Here is a 16,669-nt window from a genome sequence, read left to right on the forward strand (position 1 = left end):
GCAACAAAAATGCCAAGGTTTACGGAATTTCGTTGACCGAGTCGGCCTCATCCGTGTATTACCGATACACGATATATGTGGATGCCGAGGGGCCCCACGGTTTCGGTTCCGGGTCCCTCTGCCTCGCCTTCAAGGACGAGACCGACGACGTTTACTACCTGAGCATATTCAGAAGCGATAGAATGCGGCATTCCGTGTCGTTCGACAGTGATGCTCCGGCAATTAAAGAGATTTACTGGTGCGATTTCGAATTCACCGTCGAGAAAGCAACCGCGAGTCGTGATCTGAACGTGTAACCCGACCACGGACATACCTGATTTATGGCCTTCCGGGATAGCGGGTCCACCTGCCGGTCGGGGTAGCCCGGTAGGTGGACCCGCGCTCCCGAACTGTCACGCAGCTCGAAGGAAGGCGACTGGTCGCGCGGTGCCATGGTGATATGTGGCCCGTCGGCCGCCGAGTATGACTTTTCGTCTCTGGCCCACAGGCCGGCCGGCGCCGGTGCGCCGGCCCCGAAATCCCGCTCCTTGTCACCCGCTAGGAGTAAGACGGTGTCGTGGCCAGATGGCTGTTGCACGTCGACCTCGACCAGTTCCAGGCCGCGGTGGAGTACCGGCGGCATCCCGAACTACGCGGGCGGCCGGTGATCGTGGGGGGAAACGGCGACCCGGACGAGCCCCGCAAGGTGGTGACCTGTGCGTCGTATCCGGCGCGCGGCTACGGGGTGCGGGCGGGTATGGCGTTGCGGTCGGCGGCGCGAAAATGCCCGGAGGCGGTCTTCCTGCCCTTGGACGTCCCCTGTTACGAGGAAGCGTCCGAGGAGGTCATGGCGCGGCTGCGCGCGTTCACCGATCAGGTCGAGGTCTGGGGGTGGGACGAGGCATTCCTGGCGGTGGATACCGAGGATCCCGAAGAATACGCTCGGGCGATCCGGGCCGCGGTGGCAGAACTGGATCTCACCTGCGCGATCGGCATCGGCGACAACAAGCTCACCGCGAAACTGGCCACCGGTTTCGCGAAATCCGTCGGGAAGCCCGGGGTGGCCGCGGCCGACCATCCGGGAGCGCACGACGGCATGTTCCGGCTCACCGCCGCCAACTGGTCGGAGGTGATGGCCCATCGTCCGACGAACGCGCTCTGGGGGATCGGTAACCGGATCGCGGCCCGGCTGGCCGCACTAAATATCCATACCGTCGGGGAGCTGATGGCCGCCGACCGGGCCCGGCTCGCGGCCGAGTTCGGTCCGGCGAACGGTCCCGCGCTGTGGGTGATGAGTCGCGGTGCCGGTGATACCGAGGTGGTGACGAAACCGCCACCGGCGGTGGGGCGCAGCCGATCGCAGACCTTCCCGCGGGATCTCGGCGATCCGGCCGAGATCGGCGCGCAGGCGGCCCGGTTGGCGGCGGAGGTCGCGGCGGAGATCGTCGAGGCGGGCCGGACGGCCACCCGGGTCTCGGTCACCGTGCGCACCAGCACCTTCTACACCCGGAGCAAGCAGTCCAAATTTCCGGAGCCGACCACCGATATTCCCACGATCGTCGATACGGCACTGCGGGTGCTGGACCGCTTTCCACTGGATCGTCCGATCCGGTTGCTCGGTGTCCGTCTCGAACTCGCCCCGGTCGCGCAGGCGCCCGGGACCGGTGGTTCCCAGGCACCCGATGCTTGACCTGAACAATGGTTCAGCTTTTAGTGTCGGTGCACCGGAGTTCAATCGTGCTCCGGAGCGGAAGGACATTCTCAGATGAGCATGGAATCGGTGGCCTGGGACCAGATGTACCGGCGTATGCACGCGCCCGAGGACACACGGTCGTTCAATCTCGCCACGGCCCGGCGCATCCTGCGCTTCGCTCGGCCGCATAGGCGGCGGCTGATCGCCTTTCTCGCCCTCAGCGTGGCCGCGGCGGTACTGGTGGTCGCCACGCCGCTGCTCGCGGGCCGGGTGGTCGACGATATCTTCGCGGGGTCGCCACCGCGGACGGTGATGCTGCTGGCACTGGCCATCGCCGCGCTGGCCGTCTTCGATGCCGGTCTCGGCCTGGCCATCCGGTGGTTGTCGGCGCGAATCGGGGAAGGCCTGATCCTCGACCTGCGGACCGCGGTCTTCGACCACGTCCAGCGGATGCCGATCGCCTTCTTCACCCGGACCCGGACCGGCGCCCTGGTGAGCCGGTTGAACAACGATGTGATCGGGGCGCAGCGCGCGTTCAGCGATACCCTCTCGGGCGTGGTCGCCAATATCGTCACCGTGGCGCTCACCCTGGTGGTGATGCTCCAATTGTCCTGGCAGATCACCTTGCTCGCGCTGCTCCTGCTGCCGGTTTTCGTGATTCCGGCCCGGCGAATGGGCGACCGGCTGGCCGATATCCAGCGTGAGGCAGCGGGCTTGAACGCGGCGATGAGCACGCAGATGACCGAGCGTTTCTCCGCGCCGGGCGCGACCTTGGTGAAACTCTTCGGCCGTCCCGCGCAGGAATCGGCCGAGTTCGCGCTACGGGCACGGCGGGTCCGCGATATCGGCGTGCGCACCGCCATGCTGCAGACCGTTTTCGTCACGGCGTTGACGCTGGTCTCGGCGCTGGCCGTCGCGCTGGTCTACGGTCTCGGCGGCTGGTACGCGCTGCGCGGGCAGTTGGACGCGGGTGCCGTGGTGGCCCTGTCACTCCTGCTCACCCGGCTGTACTCGCCGCTGACCGCGCTGGCCAGTGCCCGGATGGAGATCATGTCCGCGCTGGTCAGTTTCGAGCGGGTCTTCGAGGTCCTCGATCTGAAACCACTGATCGAGGACGCGCCCGGCGCGCGGCCGGTCCCCGCCGGCCCCGTCGCGGTGGAACTCGACGAAGTGCGGTTCGGATACCCTGCCGCCGACAAGGTCTCGCTGGCCTCGCTGGAAGAGGTCGCGACCTTGGACACCCGCGGCGGTGAGGAAGTGCTGCACGGGGTGTCACTGCGCGCGGAACCCGGGCAGCTGATCGCCCTGGTCGGCTCCTCCGGCGCCGGCAAATCGACCATCGCGCAACTGGTCTCCCGGCTCTACGACGTCGATTCCGGCGCGGTCCGGCTGGGCGGCACCGATATCCGCGAACTCACCACGGAGTCGATCCAGGAAACCGTCGGCCTGGTCACCCAGGACGGCCATCTGTTCCACGACACCATCCGGGCCAACCTGCTGCTGGCCGCCCCGGAGGCCGACGAGGAACAGTTGTGGGACGCGCTGGAGCGGGCCCGCCTGCGCGATCTGATCGCGAGCCTGCCCGACGGGCTGGACACGGTGGTCGGGGAACGCGGCTATCGCCTCTCCGGCGGTGAGCGCCAGCGTCTCACCATTGCCCGGCTGCTGCTCAAACAGCCGCGGGTGGTGGTCCTGGACGAGGCGACCGCCTCCCTCGACTCGACCTCCGAGGCCGCGGTGCAGGCGGCGCTCACCGAAGCGCTCCAGGGGCGTACCGCCCTGGTGATCGCCCACCGGCTCTCCACCGTGCGGGCTGCCGATCAGATCCTGGTGGTCGAATCCGGTCATATCGTGGAACGTGGATCGCATACCGAACTGCTCGCCGCGGGCGGACGCTACGCCGAGCTGTACCGGACCCAGTTCGCGCAAGAACCGGTGCCGGCGGCCGCATAACGGGCCGGACGGTCACCGTCACCCGACGGTGACCGTCCGGCTGTGCCAACCTGTGGCGCCATCCGGGACCGGGTCGGCGCGCTGCTCTGTCTGCACCTGCCCCGCCCCGTCGGTGGCCCGTACTCGCAGCGTGTGCGAACCGGGTGGCGCGTCCCACCGCCAGGTCCACTGCCGCCAGGTGTCCAGTGAGTACTCCGGTGCCAGATCGGCCGCCTGCCAGGGGCCGTCGTCGACCTGGACCTCCACCGCCGCGATTCCGCGATGCTGAGCCCAGGCCACCCCGGCCACCGTCACCGGTCCCGGAGCGACCCGACCGAAGGCCGCCGGAACATCGATACGGGAAGCGGTTTTGATCGGGCCGAACGCCGACCAGCCGCGCCGGGTCCAGTAGGCCTGGGCGCGATCGAATCGGGTGACCTCGAGATCGACCACCCATTTCGTGGCGCTGACGTATCCGTAGAGACCGGGGACCACCATCCGGGCCGGGTAACCGTGCTCGACCGGCAGCGGTGCACCGTTCATACCCACCGCGAGCAGGGCGTCGCGACCATCGGTGAGCGCCGCGAGCGGGGTACCGGCGGTGAAACCGTCGACGCTGGTGGACAGCACCATATCCGCGTCCGGTCGGGGCCCGGCCTCGGCGAGGAGGTCGGCGAGTGGGTATCCGATCCAGCTCGCGTTGCCGACGAGGTCACCACCGACCTCGTTGGACACGCAGGTCAGGGTGATCATTTTCTCCACGGCGGGGCGCCGCAGCAGCTCGTCCATGGTGAGCTGTATCTCACGGTCCACCATGCCGTGGATGCGCAGCTGCCAGTCGTCGCTGGTCAACGCGGGTATCCGCAGAGCGGTATCGATCCGGTAGAAGGTTTCGTCGGGAGTGCGGAACGCCGTGAGCCCCGGGACCGGCGGGTCGGTCCCCGCCGGTATGGGCGCGGCCGCCACCTGCGGACGCGGCACCACGAACCGCCGCAGATCCGCGGTCACCGCGCGGGCACGTTCGCCGACCCACCGCCCGGCGGCGGCGGATCCGGCGGCAAGCACCACGGCCCCGGCGGCCCACCCGAGGAACCGTCGCCGCGAGGCGTCGGCAGTATCCCCGCCCGCGGCGGCCGCACCGGTGGATTCGTCCTCCGGCGCCGCGCGGCGCGGTGCCCGGGTGATCAGGATTCGCAAGGTGAGGACCCCGGCGACAGCACCGAGCAGTATCGGCACGGCGAACGCCGCCGTCGCGTTCGGTCGCTGCAACACAGCGATACCGACGGCCACTGCCAGCCCGGCCAGCAGCACACTGCCATAGGGCCGACGCCGTTCCAGCAATCCAGCCACCACGGCGAGCACCACCATGGCCGCACCCATACCGAGGAACAACACGAGCTTGTCGCGCGTACCGAACTGTTCGATCGCGAATTCCCGCAACACCTGCGGGGTGTGGTCGACCACGGTGGCCCCGGTGGCCAGGAAGGGCGAGGCCTCGGGTGCGATCAGGGCCGCGACCAGCTCCCCCACTCCGAGCACCACAGCGGCGGCCAGCAGGCCGCTCGAGCCCGCCGCGAACCACCCGATGGTCCGCCGATTCTGCCGATCCGGCCCCGGGAAATCGGTCGAACTCGTCGTATCCTGCATCGGCGTCCCCGTTCTTCCGTCGGCGCGAAGCGCGCCGGAGCTGGGAATTCGTCACGTGGCCCTTCGCGGATGGTGCCACTCACGACCGCGGCAGGGAAGACCTCGCCGCACGGCGGCACCGAACAGGTCGATATCGCTCTGCGAGGGCGCGCCGGAGCAGGGTGTCGTCCACGCCCCGGCGAGAACCCTCACGTGGGTGCACCCGGACCCGCGGACTCAGCCGAGCGCCACAGCGGCCAACGGATCGCCGGTGGGCGTGGGCGATCCGCCGTCGGGCTCCAACGTGATCGCGAGCTGGTCCGAATCGGTGAATTCGGTGACGTACGGATCGTTCGCACCCGGGAGATCGGTCAGCACACCGGCCGATCGCGGTGTCCCCTTCGCATCGATGAGCCACAACTGATAATCGCTGCCGGGCGGCGGCGCGGGAGTCGCATCGAAGGAGACAGTGGCCGCCCCCAGCGCGGCGGATACGTGGACGGTGAGAATGCCGTCGGACCCGATCGCGGCGCTGGCGGTCCGGGCGTCGGGCTGGGCCAGCACCTCCTGCGCGGTCACGGTCCCGGACGGTTCGGACCCGCGCTGGGTGACCACACCCGCCCCTACCGCGATACCGACGGCGACCACCACCGCGGCCGCTGCGCCTATCAGCGTCCACCGGCGCGAAGACGCCCGGCTACGCTCGCGGGCGCGCGCCAGCTCGTCGGTGCCGGGAACCGGTGGATCGGCTTGCGGACCGCCGGCGTCGTCGGGCGTTGCTCCGGACCGCAGCGGCCACCGCACCGCGGACCGAGCGCCCGGCGCCTGCTCGAGGGACGCGAGAATCCGGGCCTCGACGCGGGCCGGGGGGGCTTGGGCATCGAGAACCGAGAGCGCCGCCATGGCTTCCCGCACCTCTCGGACGGTGTCCTGGAAAGCGCGTACGGTCGCGGGATCGGCGGCGTCCATCCGCTCCTCGATTTCCCCGCCCTCAGCGGTATCCACCGCGTCGAGGGCATAAGGGAACGCCAGATCCAGTAGGTCGCCGCCATTCTCCGGCGAATCGGGTGGTGAGGTATCAGGCATCGGAAACAACCCCTGCTAGGCAATTCTGGAGCCGCTTCAGACCGTCGCGGATGCGGCTCTTGATCGTGGGCAGCGGAGATTCGAGGTGGTCGGCCACCTCGCGATAGGTGCGCCCGCTGTAGTAGGCGAGGGCGACAGCCTCACGCTGGGTGAAGGTCAGTACCTCGAGACAGTCGCGGACCGCCTGCTCGTCGAGCCGCTGATCCACCGTTTCGGAGACAATATCGTGATCGCGCCCCAGGTGGGTGTGGCCGTAGACGATTTCTCTGCCGGTAGCCGACTCCTCGGCCCGCACCCGGTCCACAGCGCGCCGGTGGGTGATCATCATCAGCCAGCCGATGGCACTCGACCGGGACGGGTCGTAACGTGCCGCCGCGGACCAAACCTGGAGGTAAACCTCCTGGGTGGCTTCCTCGGCGGCCGCCGGGCTGCGTAGGATCCGCCGCGCCAGCCCGAACACGCGCGGGCTGGTCTCCCGGTAGAACCGGGTGAACGCTTCCCGATCACCGTCGCCTGCCGCGAACAGCAGGTCGGCGAGCCGTCGTTGCGTCGCGTGGTCCTCGTGTCCGTCGGGACGAACCGGGCAGGACGCCCCGTCCTCGGCGCCGGCATCGGCCAACCGGATCGGGCCGGACCCCGGCCCCTTCGTCATGATCGTGCCCTCGACTGCATGGCAAGGCGTTCGCCGGGGGACCCGGCCGGGACGGGTCCGAGTCCCGGATTGTTGTCCAGATCACCGTAGCGAACGCAATGCATCATGCCGACAGTCTCGTGTAGCCGGCCCGCATACGCACCCAGAACTGTCAGGCCGGTGGCATGAGGACCTTGTCGATCATGTACACCGTGGCGTTCGCTGTCTGCACTCCGCCGCAGATCACCGTGGCGTCACCGACCTCGATGGTCTCGCCGTCCCGGGTGACCTCGACAGGCGCGCCCTGCACCGTGGCGTGTTCACCGGCGATATCGGCGGGCACGATCCGGTCGGGCACGACGTGGTAGGTGAGGATCTCCGTCAGTGTGGCGGAGTCGGTCTTCAAACTGTCGAGTGTCGCCGGATCGATTTCGGCGAAGGCCGAATCGATCGGGGCGAAGACGGTGAATTCGCCGCCGTTGAGTGTATCGACCAGGTTCACCTGCGGATTGATCTTGCCGGACACCGCCTGGACCAGAGTCTTCAGCATCGGGTTGTTCGAGGCCGCCACCGCGACCGGATCCTGGGCCATACCGCCGACCGAACCCGCGCCACTGGGCACCTGGGCCGCGTAGTCCGCGCAACCGGGACCAACGAGGCCGGCGGCCGGATCGTCCGAGGCCGGGGACGCGGACTTCGCCATCGGGCTACTCGTGGCCGACCCGACGGAGTCACTGGCTGCGTCGGTGGAACAGGCCGTCGATCCCAGCAGGGCGGCGGTCGAGACGATAGCCGCCGCAAGCACAACGCGTTGCATGCTCTTCATGGATTCCATCACTTTCGGCCAGGACGACCCGCGAGCGGGTGCACCGTGAACATTGCAAGACGGAATTCGGGTGGCACGGCGTCGCGGATGGGACCTGACCGGATTCGGCCGAAAGATACCGCTACTACATGGGGTAGCCGTAGCATTCGCCGAAACACTCGGCACCCAGATCGCTGAACTCACCAACGCTCTCGGCGACTGGGCACTCGCCCATGTCGACCAGATCCTCATCGCGCGAATAGCTTTCGACACGCACGGAACGTGCCCCCACAGCCGCTCAACGCGACCTGACTGCGCGCGAACCGATGACACAGCCACTACGCCGCCCACCCGGGTTCCGGTAGTAACCGCCGAAAACCAACAGATATGGCATAGCCGTCGGCGACAAAAGCAGTAGGCGATGCGCTGAGCTGGGCGTATAGGGCCGTACGAGTCCAGATCCCGAAATTGCCCTTGCCGCCGCGGATCACGCGGAACAGCTCCGGATCCGTGGCCGGGGAGATCGTGCGAACCACAGCGTCGGCGGTGACCAGTTCGATGGAGTGCACGTGGTCCGCCGCGTATCCGTACTGACGGCCCAGCATCCCGACGCCGCCACCGAGTACGTACCCCATCACGCCGACGTGTGGACTCGACCCGTTCAACGGCGCCAAGCCGTGCTCGGCCGCGGCGGTGATCACCTCGCGCCAGCGGGCGCCGGCGCCGCCCCACGCCCGGCGCCGGATGGGGTCGATCGTGACGCGGGACAGCCGTCGGGTGGTCACGAGAACACCGTCAGCGGCCCGCGACATTCCGTGCCCGGTGGACTGAACCGCGACCGACAGGCCCCGCTCGCGCGCGAAAGTCACCGCGTCCGCTACATCGGCCGGCGACGCGACCGGACACACCACCCGCGGGTGGTGGACGACCGAGCAATTGTCGGTGCTGATCTCGTGACGGTAGCCCTCGTCGGAAGGGTACAGCCAGGTCATCATGCGGGACATACGCATTCGCCGTGGCCCGGACGGCCGGGTGGGAAAAGGATGGCGAACGAGGACAGCGCACTAAGCAGGCGGGCGGCGGCACGGCCTACACTCATGAGAACCGAGTTTGGATTCACATTCCGGACGATATGGGCACAACCACTGCCGGTCTTGTACGAAACGGACACGACTGTCGGGGTAGCGGTAGCAGACGAAAGAGCCGCGACAACCCTTTCCGGGGTTGCCGCGGCCCGTACCCGGTGGATCAGGCGCTGGCCGCCAGGGCCCGGCCGTCCAGGGCCGGTTCCCGTACCGGTTCGATGGCGTAGGCCAGGATCTCGGCGACATCGCCCACCGGGCGGACATCGAGTTCGGCCAACACATCGGCGGGCACATCGTCCAGGTCCGGTTCGTTGCGGGCCGGGATGAACACCGTCTTCAGTCCGGCACGCTGCGCGGCGAGCAGTTTCTGCTTCACCCCGCCGATCGGCAGCACCCGGCCGTTCAACGTGACCTCGCCCGTCATGCCGACATCGGAGCGCACCGGGCGGCCCAGGGCCAGCGACACCAGCGCGGTGACCATGGTGACACCGGCCGACGGTCCGTCCTTGGGCACGGCGCCGGCGGGCACGTGGACGTGCAGGTTGCCGTCGAGCACCGTCGATTCGATGCCGATCTCACCCAGATGTGACCGCACGTAGGTCAGGGCGATCTGCGCCGATTCCTTCATGACATCGCCGAGTTGGCCGGTCAGTGTCAGAGCCCGGTCGCCCTCGGCGGTGTTGGCCTCGATGTAGAGGACGTCACCGCCCAGCCCGGTGACCGCCAGGCCGGTCGACACACCCGGCACCGCGGTGCGTTCCGCCGAATCCGGAGTGAAGCGGGGCCGCCCCAGGTATTCCTTCAGATCCGCGACGTCGATGGTCAGCAGCGGTTCCGTGACACCGATCTGCCCGGATGCCGTATCCGGCTCGACGCCCACGTCGGTGCCCGATGCGGCACCGGTCTCGGACAGGCGCGTCGCCGCCTTGCGCAACGCCTTGGCGATCAATCGCTCCAGCTGCCGGACCCCGGCCTCCCTGGTGTAGTTCGCCGCGACCTCGCGCAACGCCGCGTCGGTGACCCGGACCTCCGCGCCGGTCAGCGCGTTGCGTTCCAGCTGCCGGGGCAGCAGGAAGTCGCGGGCGATGGCCACCTTGTCGTCCTCGGTGTACCCGTCGACCGTGATCACTTCCATCCGGTCCAGCAGCGGGCCGGGGATGGTGTCCATGACATTGGCCGTGGCCAGGAACAGCACATCAGACAGGTCCAGGTCCATATCCAGGTAGTGGTCGCGGAAGGTGTGGTTCTGCGCGGGGTCGAGTACCTCGAGCAGGGCCGCCGCGGGGTCGCCCCGGAAATCCGAACCGATCTTGTCGACCTCGTCCAGCAGGACGACCGGGTTCATCGAACCGGCCTCCTTGATGGCCCGCACGATCCGGCCGGGCATGGCGCCCACATAGGTGCGCCGGTGACCCCGGATCTCCGCCTCGTCCCGCACCCCGCCCAGGGCGACCCGGACGAACTTACGGCCCAGCGCACGGGCGACGGATTCGCCGAGCGAGGTCTTACCGACCCCGGGCGGACCGGCCAGCGCCAGCACCGCGCCGGATCCGCGTCCGCCCACGACCTCCAGGCCGCGTTGCGCGCGCCGCGCCCGGACCGCCAGGTACTCGACCATCCGGTCCTTCACCTCGTCCAGGCCGTGGTGGTCGGCGTCGAGCACGGCCCGGGCCGCCGCCACATCGGTGGAATCCTCGGTTTTCACCTGCCACGGCAGTTCCAGGACGGTGTCCAGCCAGGTGCGGATCCACCCGGATTCCGGGCTCTGATCGCTGGAGCGCTCCAACCGGCCGACCTCGCGCAGCGCCGCCTCCCGCACATTGCCCGGCAGATCGGCCTGTTCCACCCGGGTCCGGTAGTCGTCGGCGCCGTCGGGTTCGTCCTCGCCGAGTTCCTTGCGGATGGCGTTGAGCTGCTGGCGCAACAGGAATTCGCGCTGGCTCTTCTCCATGTTCTCGCGGACCTCGTCACCGATCTTCTCGGTGACCTCGGCCTCGGCGATATGCGCCCGGGTCCATTCGATCAGCCGGTTCAGCCGCTGCGCGACATCCGGGGTCTCGAGCAGTTCGCGTTTCTGCTCATCGGTGAGATAGGCGGCATAGCCGGCGGTATCGGCGATGGCGGACGGACCGGTGAGCTGGTTGAAGGCGTCGATCATCTGCCACGCCTCGCGCTTCTGCAGCACCGAGACGACCAGCTTCTTGTATTCGGCGGCCAGCTCCCGGGTGCGGCCGTCGGCAGCGGGGGTCTCGACCGGTTCGGCCTCCACCCACAGTGCGGCGCCGGGACCGGTGACCCCGTGGCCGATCTTCGCGCGCCGTTCCGCCTTCAGCACCGCGGCGGGCGTACCCCCGCGCATCCGGCCGATCTGTTCGATGGTGGCGAGCACACCGTAGGCGGCGTACCCCTCGGACAGGCGCGGCGCCAGCAACACGGTCCCGGTCTGCGCGGCCTGCGCGGCGTCGATGGCCGCCTGCGCGGATTCATCCAGTTCGATCGGTACGACCATCCCGGGCAGCACGATGGGATCGGTCAGGAACAGCACCGGAAGATTCAGTGGTGTAGTCACGAACACAACCTCCAATAGTTGAGCTACACCCACTCAACTTGGTCGGGCTCGCCTTTGTTCCACCCGACGCCCTTGTTCGCCCACGGCGAAGAAGATGCCGATTCTCTGGCGTGTCGCCTGCTCATGTCTCTGTCGGCGGTTACGTGCTCTTCGGCCATCCGCACCAGCTCGACCGCTGCCGGCTGCTCGGCCGAGACCTTCGCCCTTGCCATGGCATCAAGGGTTGTCATCACGTCACCCTGAGTTCGTTCCCGGCAGAGAAGTACGACGGCGACCGAAACAAGCAGAAGCGCGGTAAGAAGAAGTAGCCGAAGGAGCGAGGACGAATGACAATTCCGCAGTACACAATCTCTCACTTCTCTCAGTCGAATCCGGCTGGAGACAACCAGGGTGATCTCGTCGCGCTGTTGCGGACCGTAGCCGCTTCGATCGAAATCCTCGGCAACGTGGCCGTGCAAGACCTGGTCTTGCACAACGAGATCACTGCCGACGGCCCGTGGCCGTCGATCACCGTCTACTACTCCGAGGAACCGAAAGAGTAGTTTCGACCTCACGCCAACCTCACCGGTGTCTCCGTCGACGCACACGTATCAACGGCTGATGCCTCGTCCGGCGCGGTGTCGGTGCGCAGGCCCCGCCAACTCGTTGTGCACAGCCGGTCATTGACCGGCTGTGCACGAGCGAGCCCGCCTCGCGCCGGAAGGAAGGCGGTTACAGCGCAAGATCGGTCAGGCGCGGGAGGCGATCGACCAGACAGACTCGACGGGTGAGCAACCGACGTGATCGCCTCCGAAATCTGCTGCACGATGATCGAAACGAGGCGGTATCCGCGCAGCACGGCAGTGATGCCGGTCCGGGCAGCATCGAGGTGATCGGGGCGCGCACCAACAATTTGCGGGATGTGTCGGTGACCGTTCCCAAGGGGCGGCTGGTCGCCTTCACCGGGGTCAGCGGTAGCGGCAAGACTTCGCTCGCCGTCGATACCCTGCACAACGAGGCACAGTTGCGGTATCTGGAGGGGCTTTCGCCCTTCGTCCGGCAGTACATCACCCAGCGCAATCGGCCGCAGGTGGACCGCGTTCTGGGACTGGGCGCGACCCTCGCGGTCGACCAGCGCCGCCTGAACCGAAACCCGCGCTCCACGGTCGCCACGCTCACCGGCATCGACGGACACTTGGGTCTGTTGTACTCCCGCCTGCCCGTGATCGGCACCGACTCGGATAGGCAGGGCTGTATCGAGCCGTTGACGACAGCCAATTTCGACCGCAAGACGCCGGAAGGGAACTGCGCGGACTGCCACGGGGTAGGCGGGCGCTGGCAGGCACAGGAAGATCTGCTCATCATTCGTCCGGACCTGCCGCTGTTCGAGGGGGCTTCGCCGTGGTACGCCAAATGGCGGTCCGGGGAGCACGCGTTCGTTCCGGCGCTCGCCGAGAAGAGAGGTGTGGACCTGCGGCGGCCATGGCAGTCGCTGCCCGCGGATTTCCGCCGCTGCGTGCTGTACGGAACAGGTACCGAGAAGATCGAGGCGACTGTCGAGATACCGAACAAGAACGAGACGGCCCGCATGACCTATACCTCGAGTCAACCACTGCGGGGTGCCCTCGCCGAGGTGGAGCGGGTCTTCGTGAACGCCCGGACACCCGGCGCCAAGGAACGCTACCTGGTCTATATGCGCAAACTTCCGTGCGGCACATGCGACGGCAGCGGGTACGGCGAAGGGGCCAGGTCCATCCGGCTCGGTGGGATGACCTTTCCGCAACTCGTCGAGGTGGACGTACGGAAGGTGCGTGACTGGGCACGGCGCCTGGCAGCGGCGGTGGAACCACGGCAGCGCGAGGTGGCCGGACCGCTGCTGCACGACCTGGACCGTAGGCTGGGGATCCTCGACCGGCTCGGCCTGGGCCATGTGCAGCTGTCGCGGAGCGCGAGCACACTGTCCGGCGGTGAACTGCAGCGCACCCGCCTCGCCGCGCAGCTCAGCACCGAACTGAGCGACATCACATTCGTCCTGGACGAGCCCGGAACGGGATTACATCCGGCGGACAAGGCACATTTGCTCGAGATCGCCCTGGAACTGCGCGCCGGGGGTAACACGGTGCTGCTCGTCGAACACGATCCCGAGCTCATCGCCCGGGCCGACTGGGTCATCGATATGGGACCCGGCGCGGGGCGCCTCGGCGGTGCGGTCCTGGTGTCCGGGCCCCCGGCAGAGGTGGCCGCTCACCCGGAATCGGTTACCGGGCGTTATCTGTCCGGTGCGGGTCCACGTCTGCGGCGAGTGCGGCGCCCGGTCGGCGATACCACCGGCTGGGTGGAGCTCCGCGGCCTGCGGACGCACAACGTGACCGCGGATCTGGTGCGGTTTCCGAGCGGTCGGCTGACCTGCCTGACCGGCGTGAGCGGTAGCGGCAAGAGCAGTGTTGTGGACGCACTCGATGCGTTGCTCGATTCGGGCAATACCGTCGTCGTAGCCGAACACGATATCGCCGTCGCCGCGGCCGCGGACTGGCTCATCGACCTGGGGCCGGGCGCCGGTCCGAACGGCGGTCGCATCGTCGCGGCGGGCCCTCCGGATATCGTCTCGGCAGCGGACACCAGTACCGCCGGATTCCTGCGGCGATACGCAGCAGGGCTTCCGCTCCTGGAGCACCGGGCACACGCCACGACCGCGGACTGACCCCATCGCCGGCACTTGTCGTCCAGCAGGTGCGGTCCCGCCCGGTCCACCGGAGGTGCGTTGATGTTCGACAGCCGCGCCCCGCAACAGCTAGGAGTTCGCCGCCCGCTCGACGAGATCGGCGAGCTGCTTCCAGGCTGCTTCCGACGGGTCGGTCAGCGCGTAGGAGGTCGGCCACAGCCCACAGCCGTCATCGAGTGACGCCTGGACACTGAACCCGAAGGTCGAGTACCGCTCCTTGTCCATCTGGCCGCTTCGGAAGAAGCAGACAACCTTACCCTTACGGGCGTAGGCGGGCTGGCCGTAGTACAGCTTCGGTGCCAGCTCCGGCGCGACGGTGGTCACGATATCGTGTACGCGTTCGGCCATCGCTCGATCCCCGTCGGGCATTTCCGCGATCTTCGCCAGTACATCCGCCTCGTCGGCAGCCGCTTTGCCGACGCTGCGGGCGCGCCGCGCCTCGTTCTTCACCTCGGCCGCACGCTGCTTCATCGCGGCACGCTCTTGCCGGGAGAAAGCCGCCGCCGACGCGGCTCGGTGCTCTTCTCCCGACTTCTCGGATTGCGTCACAGTTGGTCCTTCGCTCGGTGGCGCCGTATCTCTGTCACTTCCTCACCTTGAGAAGCGTGGCCGGGCCTCTGCTTCTCGATTTCTGCTCGATCCCTCTCGAAGAATCGGGAGGTGGTCTCCTTGCCGTGGTGATCCGCCGATCGTTACCGGGTAAGTGATCAGGGGTGATGGTGTGTCGGAGGGGGGCGACTGGTCGGGGTGAAAAGATGCGAGCATGGGCTCGGAGCGTTCGGAGGCGCAACGTTTACGCGACATTGCCGTGATCCGTCGTGTGCGCGACCGCATCGATCGGGAGTACGCGAAGCCACTGAATGTCGAGGCACTGGCCCGCGGGGCGCATATGTCGGTTGGTCATCTGTGTCGAGAGTTCCGCCGCATCTACGGTGAGTCACCGTACGCGTATTTGATGACCCGGCGAATCGAACGGGCCATGACGCTGCTGCGCCGCGGCGATCTCAACGTCACGGAGGTGTGCTTCGCGGTGGGCTCCTCGTCGTTGGGCACGTTCAGCACCAGGTTCACCGAGCTGGTCGGGGTGCCGCCGAGCGTCTACCGCCGTGACCATTCCCAGGCCGCGGCGGGAATTCCGCCGTGTCTGGCGAAGCAGGTGACCAGACCGATCAGAAATCGAGAAGCGCGTGACCAGTAGCCCTGGTTAGCGTGGTCGATATGACCCTGACCATTCATTATGCTTTCCTCCCACACACCGACCCAGAAGCCGCGCTGGGTTTCTACCGCGACATCCTGGGCTTGGAAGTCCGCAAGGACGTCGGCTACGGAGATATGCGGTGGATCACCGTCGGACCGGCCGACCAACCCGGTACCTCCATCGTGCTGCATCCGCCCGCCGCCGACCCGGGAGTCACCGATGAGGAGCGGCGCACCATCTTGGAGCTCATCGCCAAGGGCGTCTATACCGCCGTCACGCTGGCGACAGACGACCTCGACGGGCTCTTCGACCGCGTTCAGGCCGCAGGTGCGGACGTGGTTCAAGAACCTACCGACCAAGACTACGGAGTCCGCGACTGCGCCTTCCGCGATCCGGCCGGGAATCTCATCCGCATCAACCAGCTGACCTGAGTGAGCCCGGCCTGCTCGGCACCGACCATCAGAAGGCCGGCTCTGACCGGTCGAAGGAAAGGAGTCGCACTATGGTGCTCGCGCTCGATGTGATCACAATCGGTGTACCGCAGGTAGAAGCCGCACGGGCCTTCTACACGGCCGCGTTTTCGACCACTGCGACCGACAGCGACCACACCGTCCACCTGGACCTGCACAACACTGGCCGACTCGCCCTCGGCCCAATCGACGTACCGGCCTCCGATACCGCTGCGAAGACGGCAACTACGTCGTTCCCCGGCTATATCCTGTCCTCCATCGTCAACCAACCCGCCGAGGTCAAGGCCCTTATCGAAGCCGCCACAACGCACGGTGCGACAGTCATCAAGCCGCCCAAAAAGCAATTCTTCGGCGATTTCAGCGCCGTTTACCAGGCACCGGACGGCACGCTCTGGAAGGTGGCAGCCACTTCGAAAAGGGATACAGAGGTCGTTTCGGGCCCGCCGAAGCCGATGGAAACCGCGATCTTCCTCGGAGTAGCCAAGCCGAAGATCTCCAAGGTCTTCTACGAGGAGCTCGGCATGAGCGCCGACCGCGACTACGGTGACAAGTTCGTCGATTTCACCCTGACCGAGGGGGTGTGCCGGCTCGGCCTGCTACCACGCAAGGCCCTCGCCAAGGATGCCGGTGTGGAGGACCGGCGCAGCGACGTGTCCCCGCTGATACTCACCCACATCGCCGGCTCGCGTCACGAGGTCGACGCCCTGCTCACCGCCGCGGACTCTGCCGGCGGCCGGATCACCGCCACCGCAAGGCACGGCGACAATGGCGACTACACCGGGCATTTCAGCGACCCCGACGGCTACCATTGGTGCGTCACCACCTCCGGGTAACCGAGACCGGTCGGGTCCGGGTGCGAGGTTGTGGTTCCGCACCCGCTCGCAGCGAGTCGTC

At 67.4% G+C, this 16,669-nt stretch carries 15 protein-coding genes; 7 read left to right on the forward strand and 8 right to left on the reverse strand.

What is annotated here, in order from left to right; all coding sequences use genetic code 11:
- Nucleotides 1-556: 556 nt before the first annotated feature.
- Both ACQPYS_RS28900 and ACQPYS_RS28905 read left to right on the forward strand, forming a co-directional pair.
- Nucleotides 557-1,669: a DNA polymerase IV gene (locus ACQPYS_RS28900; RefSeq protein WP_433491344.1), complete on the forward strand. Its 1,113-nt coding sequence runs from the start codon at nt 557-559 to the stop codon at nt 1,667-1,669.
- 75 nt (nt 1,670-1,744) lie between these two features.
- On the forward strand, nt 1,745-3,625 hold the full coding sequence (locus tag ACQPYS_RS28905; RefSeq protein ID WP_433491345.1) for an ABC transporter ATP-binding protein: 1,881 nt from the start codon (nt 1,745-1,747) through the stop codon (nt 3,623-3,625).
- Nucleotides 3,626-3,643: 18 nt separating this feature from the next.
- On the opposite strand, the gene ACQPYS_RS28910 is transcribed toward ACQPYS_RS28905, so the two are convergent.
- The 7 genes from ACQPYS_RS28910 to ACQPYS_RS28940 all read right to left on the reverse strand — a co-directional run bounded on the left by ACQPYS_RS28910 (nt 3,644) and on the right by ACQPYS_RS28940 (nt 11,636).
- Nucleotides 3,644-5,251, reverse strand: a complete 1,608-nt coding sequence (locus ACQPYS_RS28910; protein ID WP_433491346.1) for a molybdopterin-dependent oxidoreductase — start codon at nt 5,249-5,251, stop codon at nt 3,644-3,646.
- 216 nt (nt 5,252-5,467) lie between these two features.
- On the reverse strand, nt 5,468-6,316 hold the full coding sequence (locus tag ACQPYS_RS28915; RefSeq protein ID WP_433491347.1) for an anti-sigma factor domain-containing protein: 849 nt from the start codon (nt 6,314-6,316) through the stop codon (nt 5,468-5,470).
- Entirely contained in the window at nt 6,309-6,968 is a 660-nt protein-coding gene (gene sigK / locus ACQPYS_RS28920; RefSeq protein ID WP_063041993.1) for an ECF RNA polymerase sigma factor SigK, read from the reverse strand. Before sigK ends, ACQPYS_RS28915 begins: the two co-directional genes overlap by 8 nt.
- Before the next feature lie 151 nt (nt 6,969-7,119).
- Nucleotides 7,120-7,773, reverse strand: a complete 654-nt coding sequence (locus ACQPYS_RS28925) for a fasciclin domain-containing protein (protein WP_433491348.1) — start codon at nt 7,771-7,773, stop codon at nt 7,120-7,122.
- A gap of 317 nt (nt 7,774-8,090) precedes the next feature.
- The gene (locus ACQPYS_RS28930) at nt 8,091-8,744 is read right to left on the reverse strand and encodes an FAD-binding oxidoreductase (protein WP_433491349.1); all 654 of its coding nucleotides are present in this window, start codon (nt 8,742-8,744) and stop codon (nt 8,091-8,093) included.
- A 256-nt stretch (nt 8,745-9,000) separates the two neighbouring features.
- Complete coding sequence (gene lon / locus ACQPYS_RS28935) at nt 9,001-11,406, reverse strand: endopeptidase La (RefSeq protein WP_433491350.1); 2,406 nt, start codon at nt 11,404-11,406, stop codon at nt 9,001-9,003.
- 23 nt (nt 11,407-11,429) lie between these two features.
- A complete protein-coding gene (locus tag ACQPYS_RS28940) occupies nt 11,430-11,636 on the reverse strand; it encodes a hypothetical protein (RefSeq protein ID WP_433491351.1) in 207 nt (68 codons plus the stop codon).
- Nucleotides 11,637-11,732: 96 nt separating this feature from the next.
- Here ACQPYS_RS28940 and ACQPYS_RS28945 point away from each other — a divergent pair, with 96 nt between their 5' ends.
- Nucleotides 11,733-11,948 (forward strand): hypothetical protein, encoded by a 216-nt coding sequence (locus ACQPYS_RS28945; RefSeq protein ID WP_431941587.1) that lies wholly within the window; start codon nt 11,733-11,735, stop codon nt 11,946-11,948.
- Between the two features lie 224 nt (nt 11,949-12,172).
- Nucleotides 12,173-14,086, forward strand: coding sequence for a hypothetical protein (locus ACQPYS_RS28950; RefSeq protein ID WP_433491352.1), 1,914 nt, complete (start codon nt 12,173-12,175; stop codon nt 14,084-14,086).
- Nucleotides 14,087-14,176: 90 nt separating this feature from the next.
- Here the strand turns inward: ACQPYS_RS28950 and ACQPYS_RS28955 are convergent, their stop codons facing one another.
- A complete protein-coding gene (locus ACQPYS_RS28955) occupies nt 14,177-14,656 on the reverse strand; it encodes a DUF1801 domain-containing protein (protein WP_431941585.1) in 480 nt (159 codons plus the stop codon).
- Nucleotides 14,657-14,870: 214 nt separating this feature from the next.
- Here ACQPYS_RS28955 and ACQPYS_RS28960 point away from each other — a divergent pair, with 214 nt between their 5' ends.
- From ACQPYS_RS28960 to ACQPYS_RS28970, 3 genes are all read left to right on the forward strand, one after another.
- Nucleotides 14,871-15,305 carry a helix-turn-helix transcriptional regulator gene (locus tag ACQPYS_RS28960; RefSeq protein ID WP_063042001.1) on the forward strand — a complete coding sequence of 145 codons (435 nt, stop codon included), beginning with the start codon at nt 14,871-14,873 and terminating at the stop codon, nt 15,303-15,305.
- Between the two features lie 20 nt (nt 15,306-15,325).
- Entirely contained in the window at nt 15,326-15,736 is a 411-nt protein-coding gene (locus tag ACQPYS_RS28965) for a VOC family protein (protein WP_063042068.1), read from the forward strand.
- 71 nt (nt 15,737-15,807) lie between these two features.
- The gene (locus ACQPYS_RS28970; RefSeq protein ID WP_433491353.1) at nt 15,808-16,608 is read left to right on the forward strand and encodes a VOC family protein; all 801 of its coding nucleotides are present in this window, start codon (nt 15,808-15,810) and stop codon (nt 16,606-16,608) included.
- Nucleotides 16,609-16,669 lie beyond the last annotated feature (61 nt).

It is taken from the genome of Nocardia grenadensis (genome assembly GCF_050942415.1).
GTDB classification, from domain to species: domain Bacteria; phylum Actinomycetota; class Actinomycetes; order Mycobacteriales; family Mycobacteriaceae; genus Nocardia; species Nocardia grenadensis.

What these genes read in the sequence shown, in the direction of transcription:
- ACQPYS_RS28930 (WP_433491349.1), bottom strand. Translation starts at nt 8,744, where the DNA reads ATGACCTGGCTGTACCCTTCCGACGAGGGCTACCGTCACGAGATCAGC.
- sigK (WP_063041993.1), bottom strand. Translation starts at nt 6,968, where the DNA reads ATGACGAAGGGGCCGGGGTCCGGCCCGATCCGGTTGGCCGATGCCGGC.
- ACQPYS_RS28910 (WP_433491346.1), bottom strand. Translation starts at nt 5,251, where the DNA reads ATGCAGGATACGACGAGTTCGACCGATTTCCCGGGGCCGGATCGGCAG.
- ACQPYS_RS28945 (WP_431941587.1), top strand. Translation starts at nt 11,733, where the DNA reads ATGACAATTCCGCAGTACACAATCTCTCACTTCTCTCAGTCGAATCCG.
- ACQPYS_RS28905 (WP_433491345.1), top strand. Translation starts at nt 1,745, where the DNA reads ATGAGCATGGAATCGGTGGCCTGGGACCAGATGTACCGGCGTATGCAC.
- ACQPYS_RS28960 (WP_063042001.1), top strand. Translation starts at nt 14,871, where the DNA reads ATGGGCTCGGAGCGTTCGGAGGCGCAACGTTTACGCGACATTGCCGTG.
- ACQPYS_RS28965 (WP_063042068.1), top strand. Translation starts at nt 15,326, where the DNA reads ATGACCCTGACCATTCATTATGCTTTCCTCCCACACACCGACCCAGAA.
- ACQPYS_RS28970 (WP_433491353.1), top strand. Translation starts at nt 15,808, where the DNA reads ATGGTGCTCGCGCTCGATGTGATCACAATCGGTGTACCGCAGGTAGAA.
- ACQPYS_RS28940 (WP_433491351.1), bottom strand. Translation starts at nt 11,636, where the DNA reads ATGACAACCCTTGATGCCATGGCAAGGGCGAAGGTCTCGGCCGAGCAG.
- ACQPYS_RS28925 (WP_433491348.1), bottom strand. Translation starts at nt 7,773, where the DNA reads ATGAAGAGCATGCAACGCGTTGTGCTTGCGGCGGCTATCGTCTCGACC.
- ACQPYS_RS28915 (WP_433491347.1), bottom strand. Translation starts at nt 6,316, where the DNA reads ATGCCTGATACCTCACCACCCGATTCGCCGGAGAATGGCGGCGACCTA.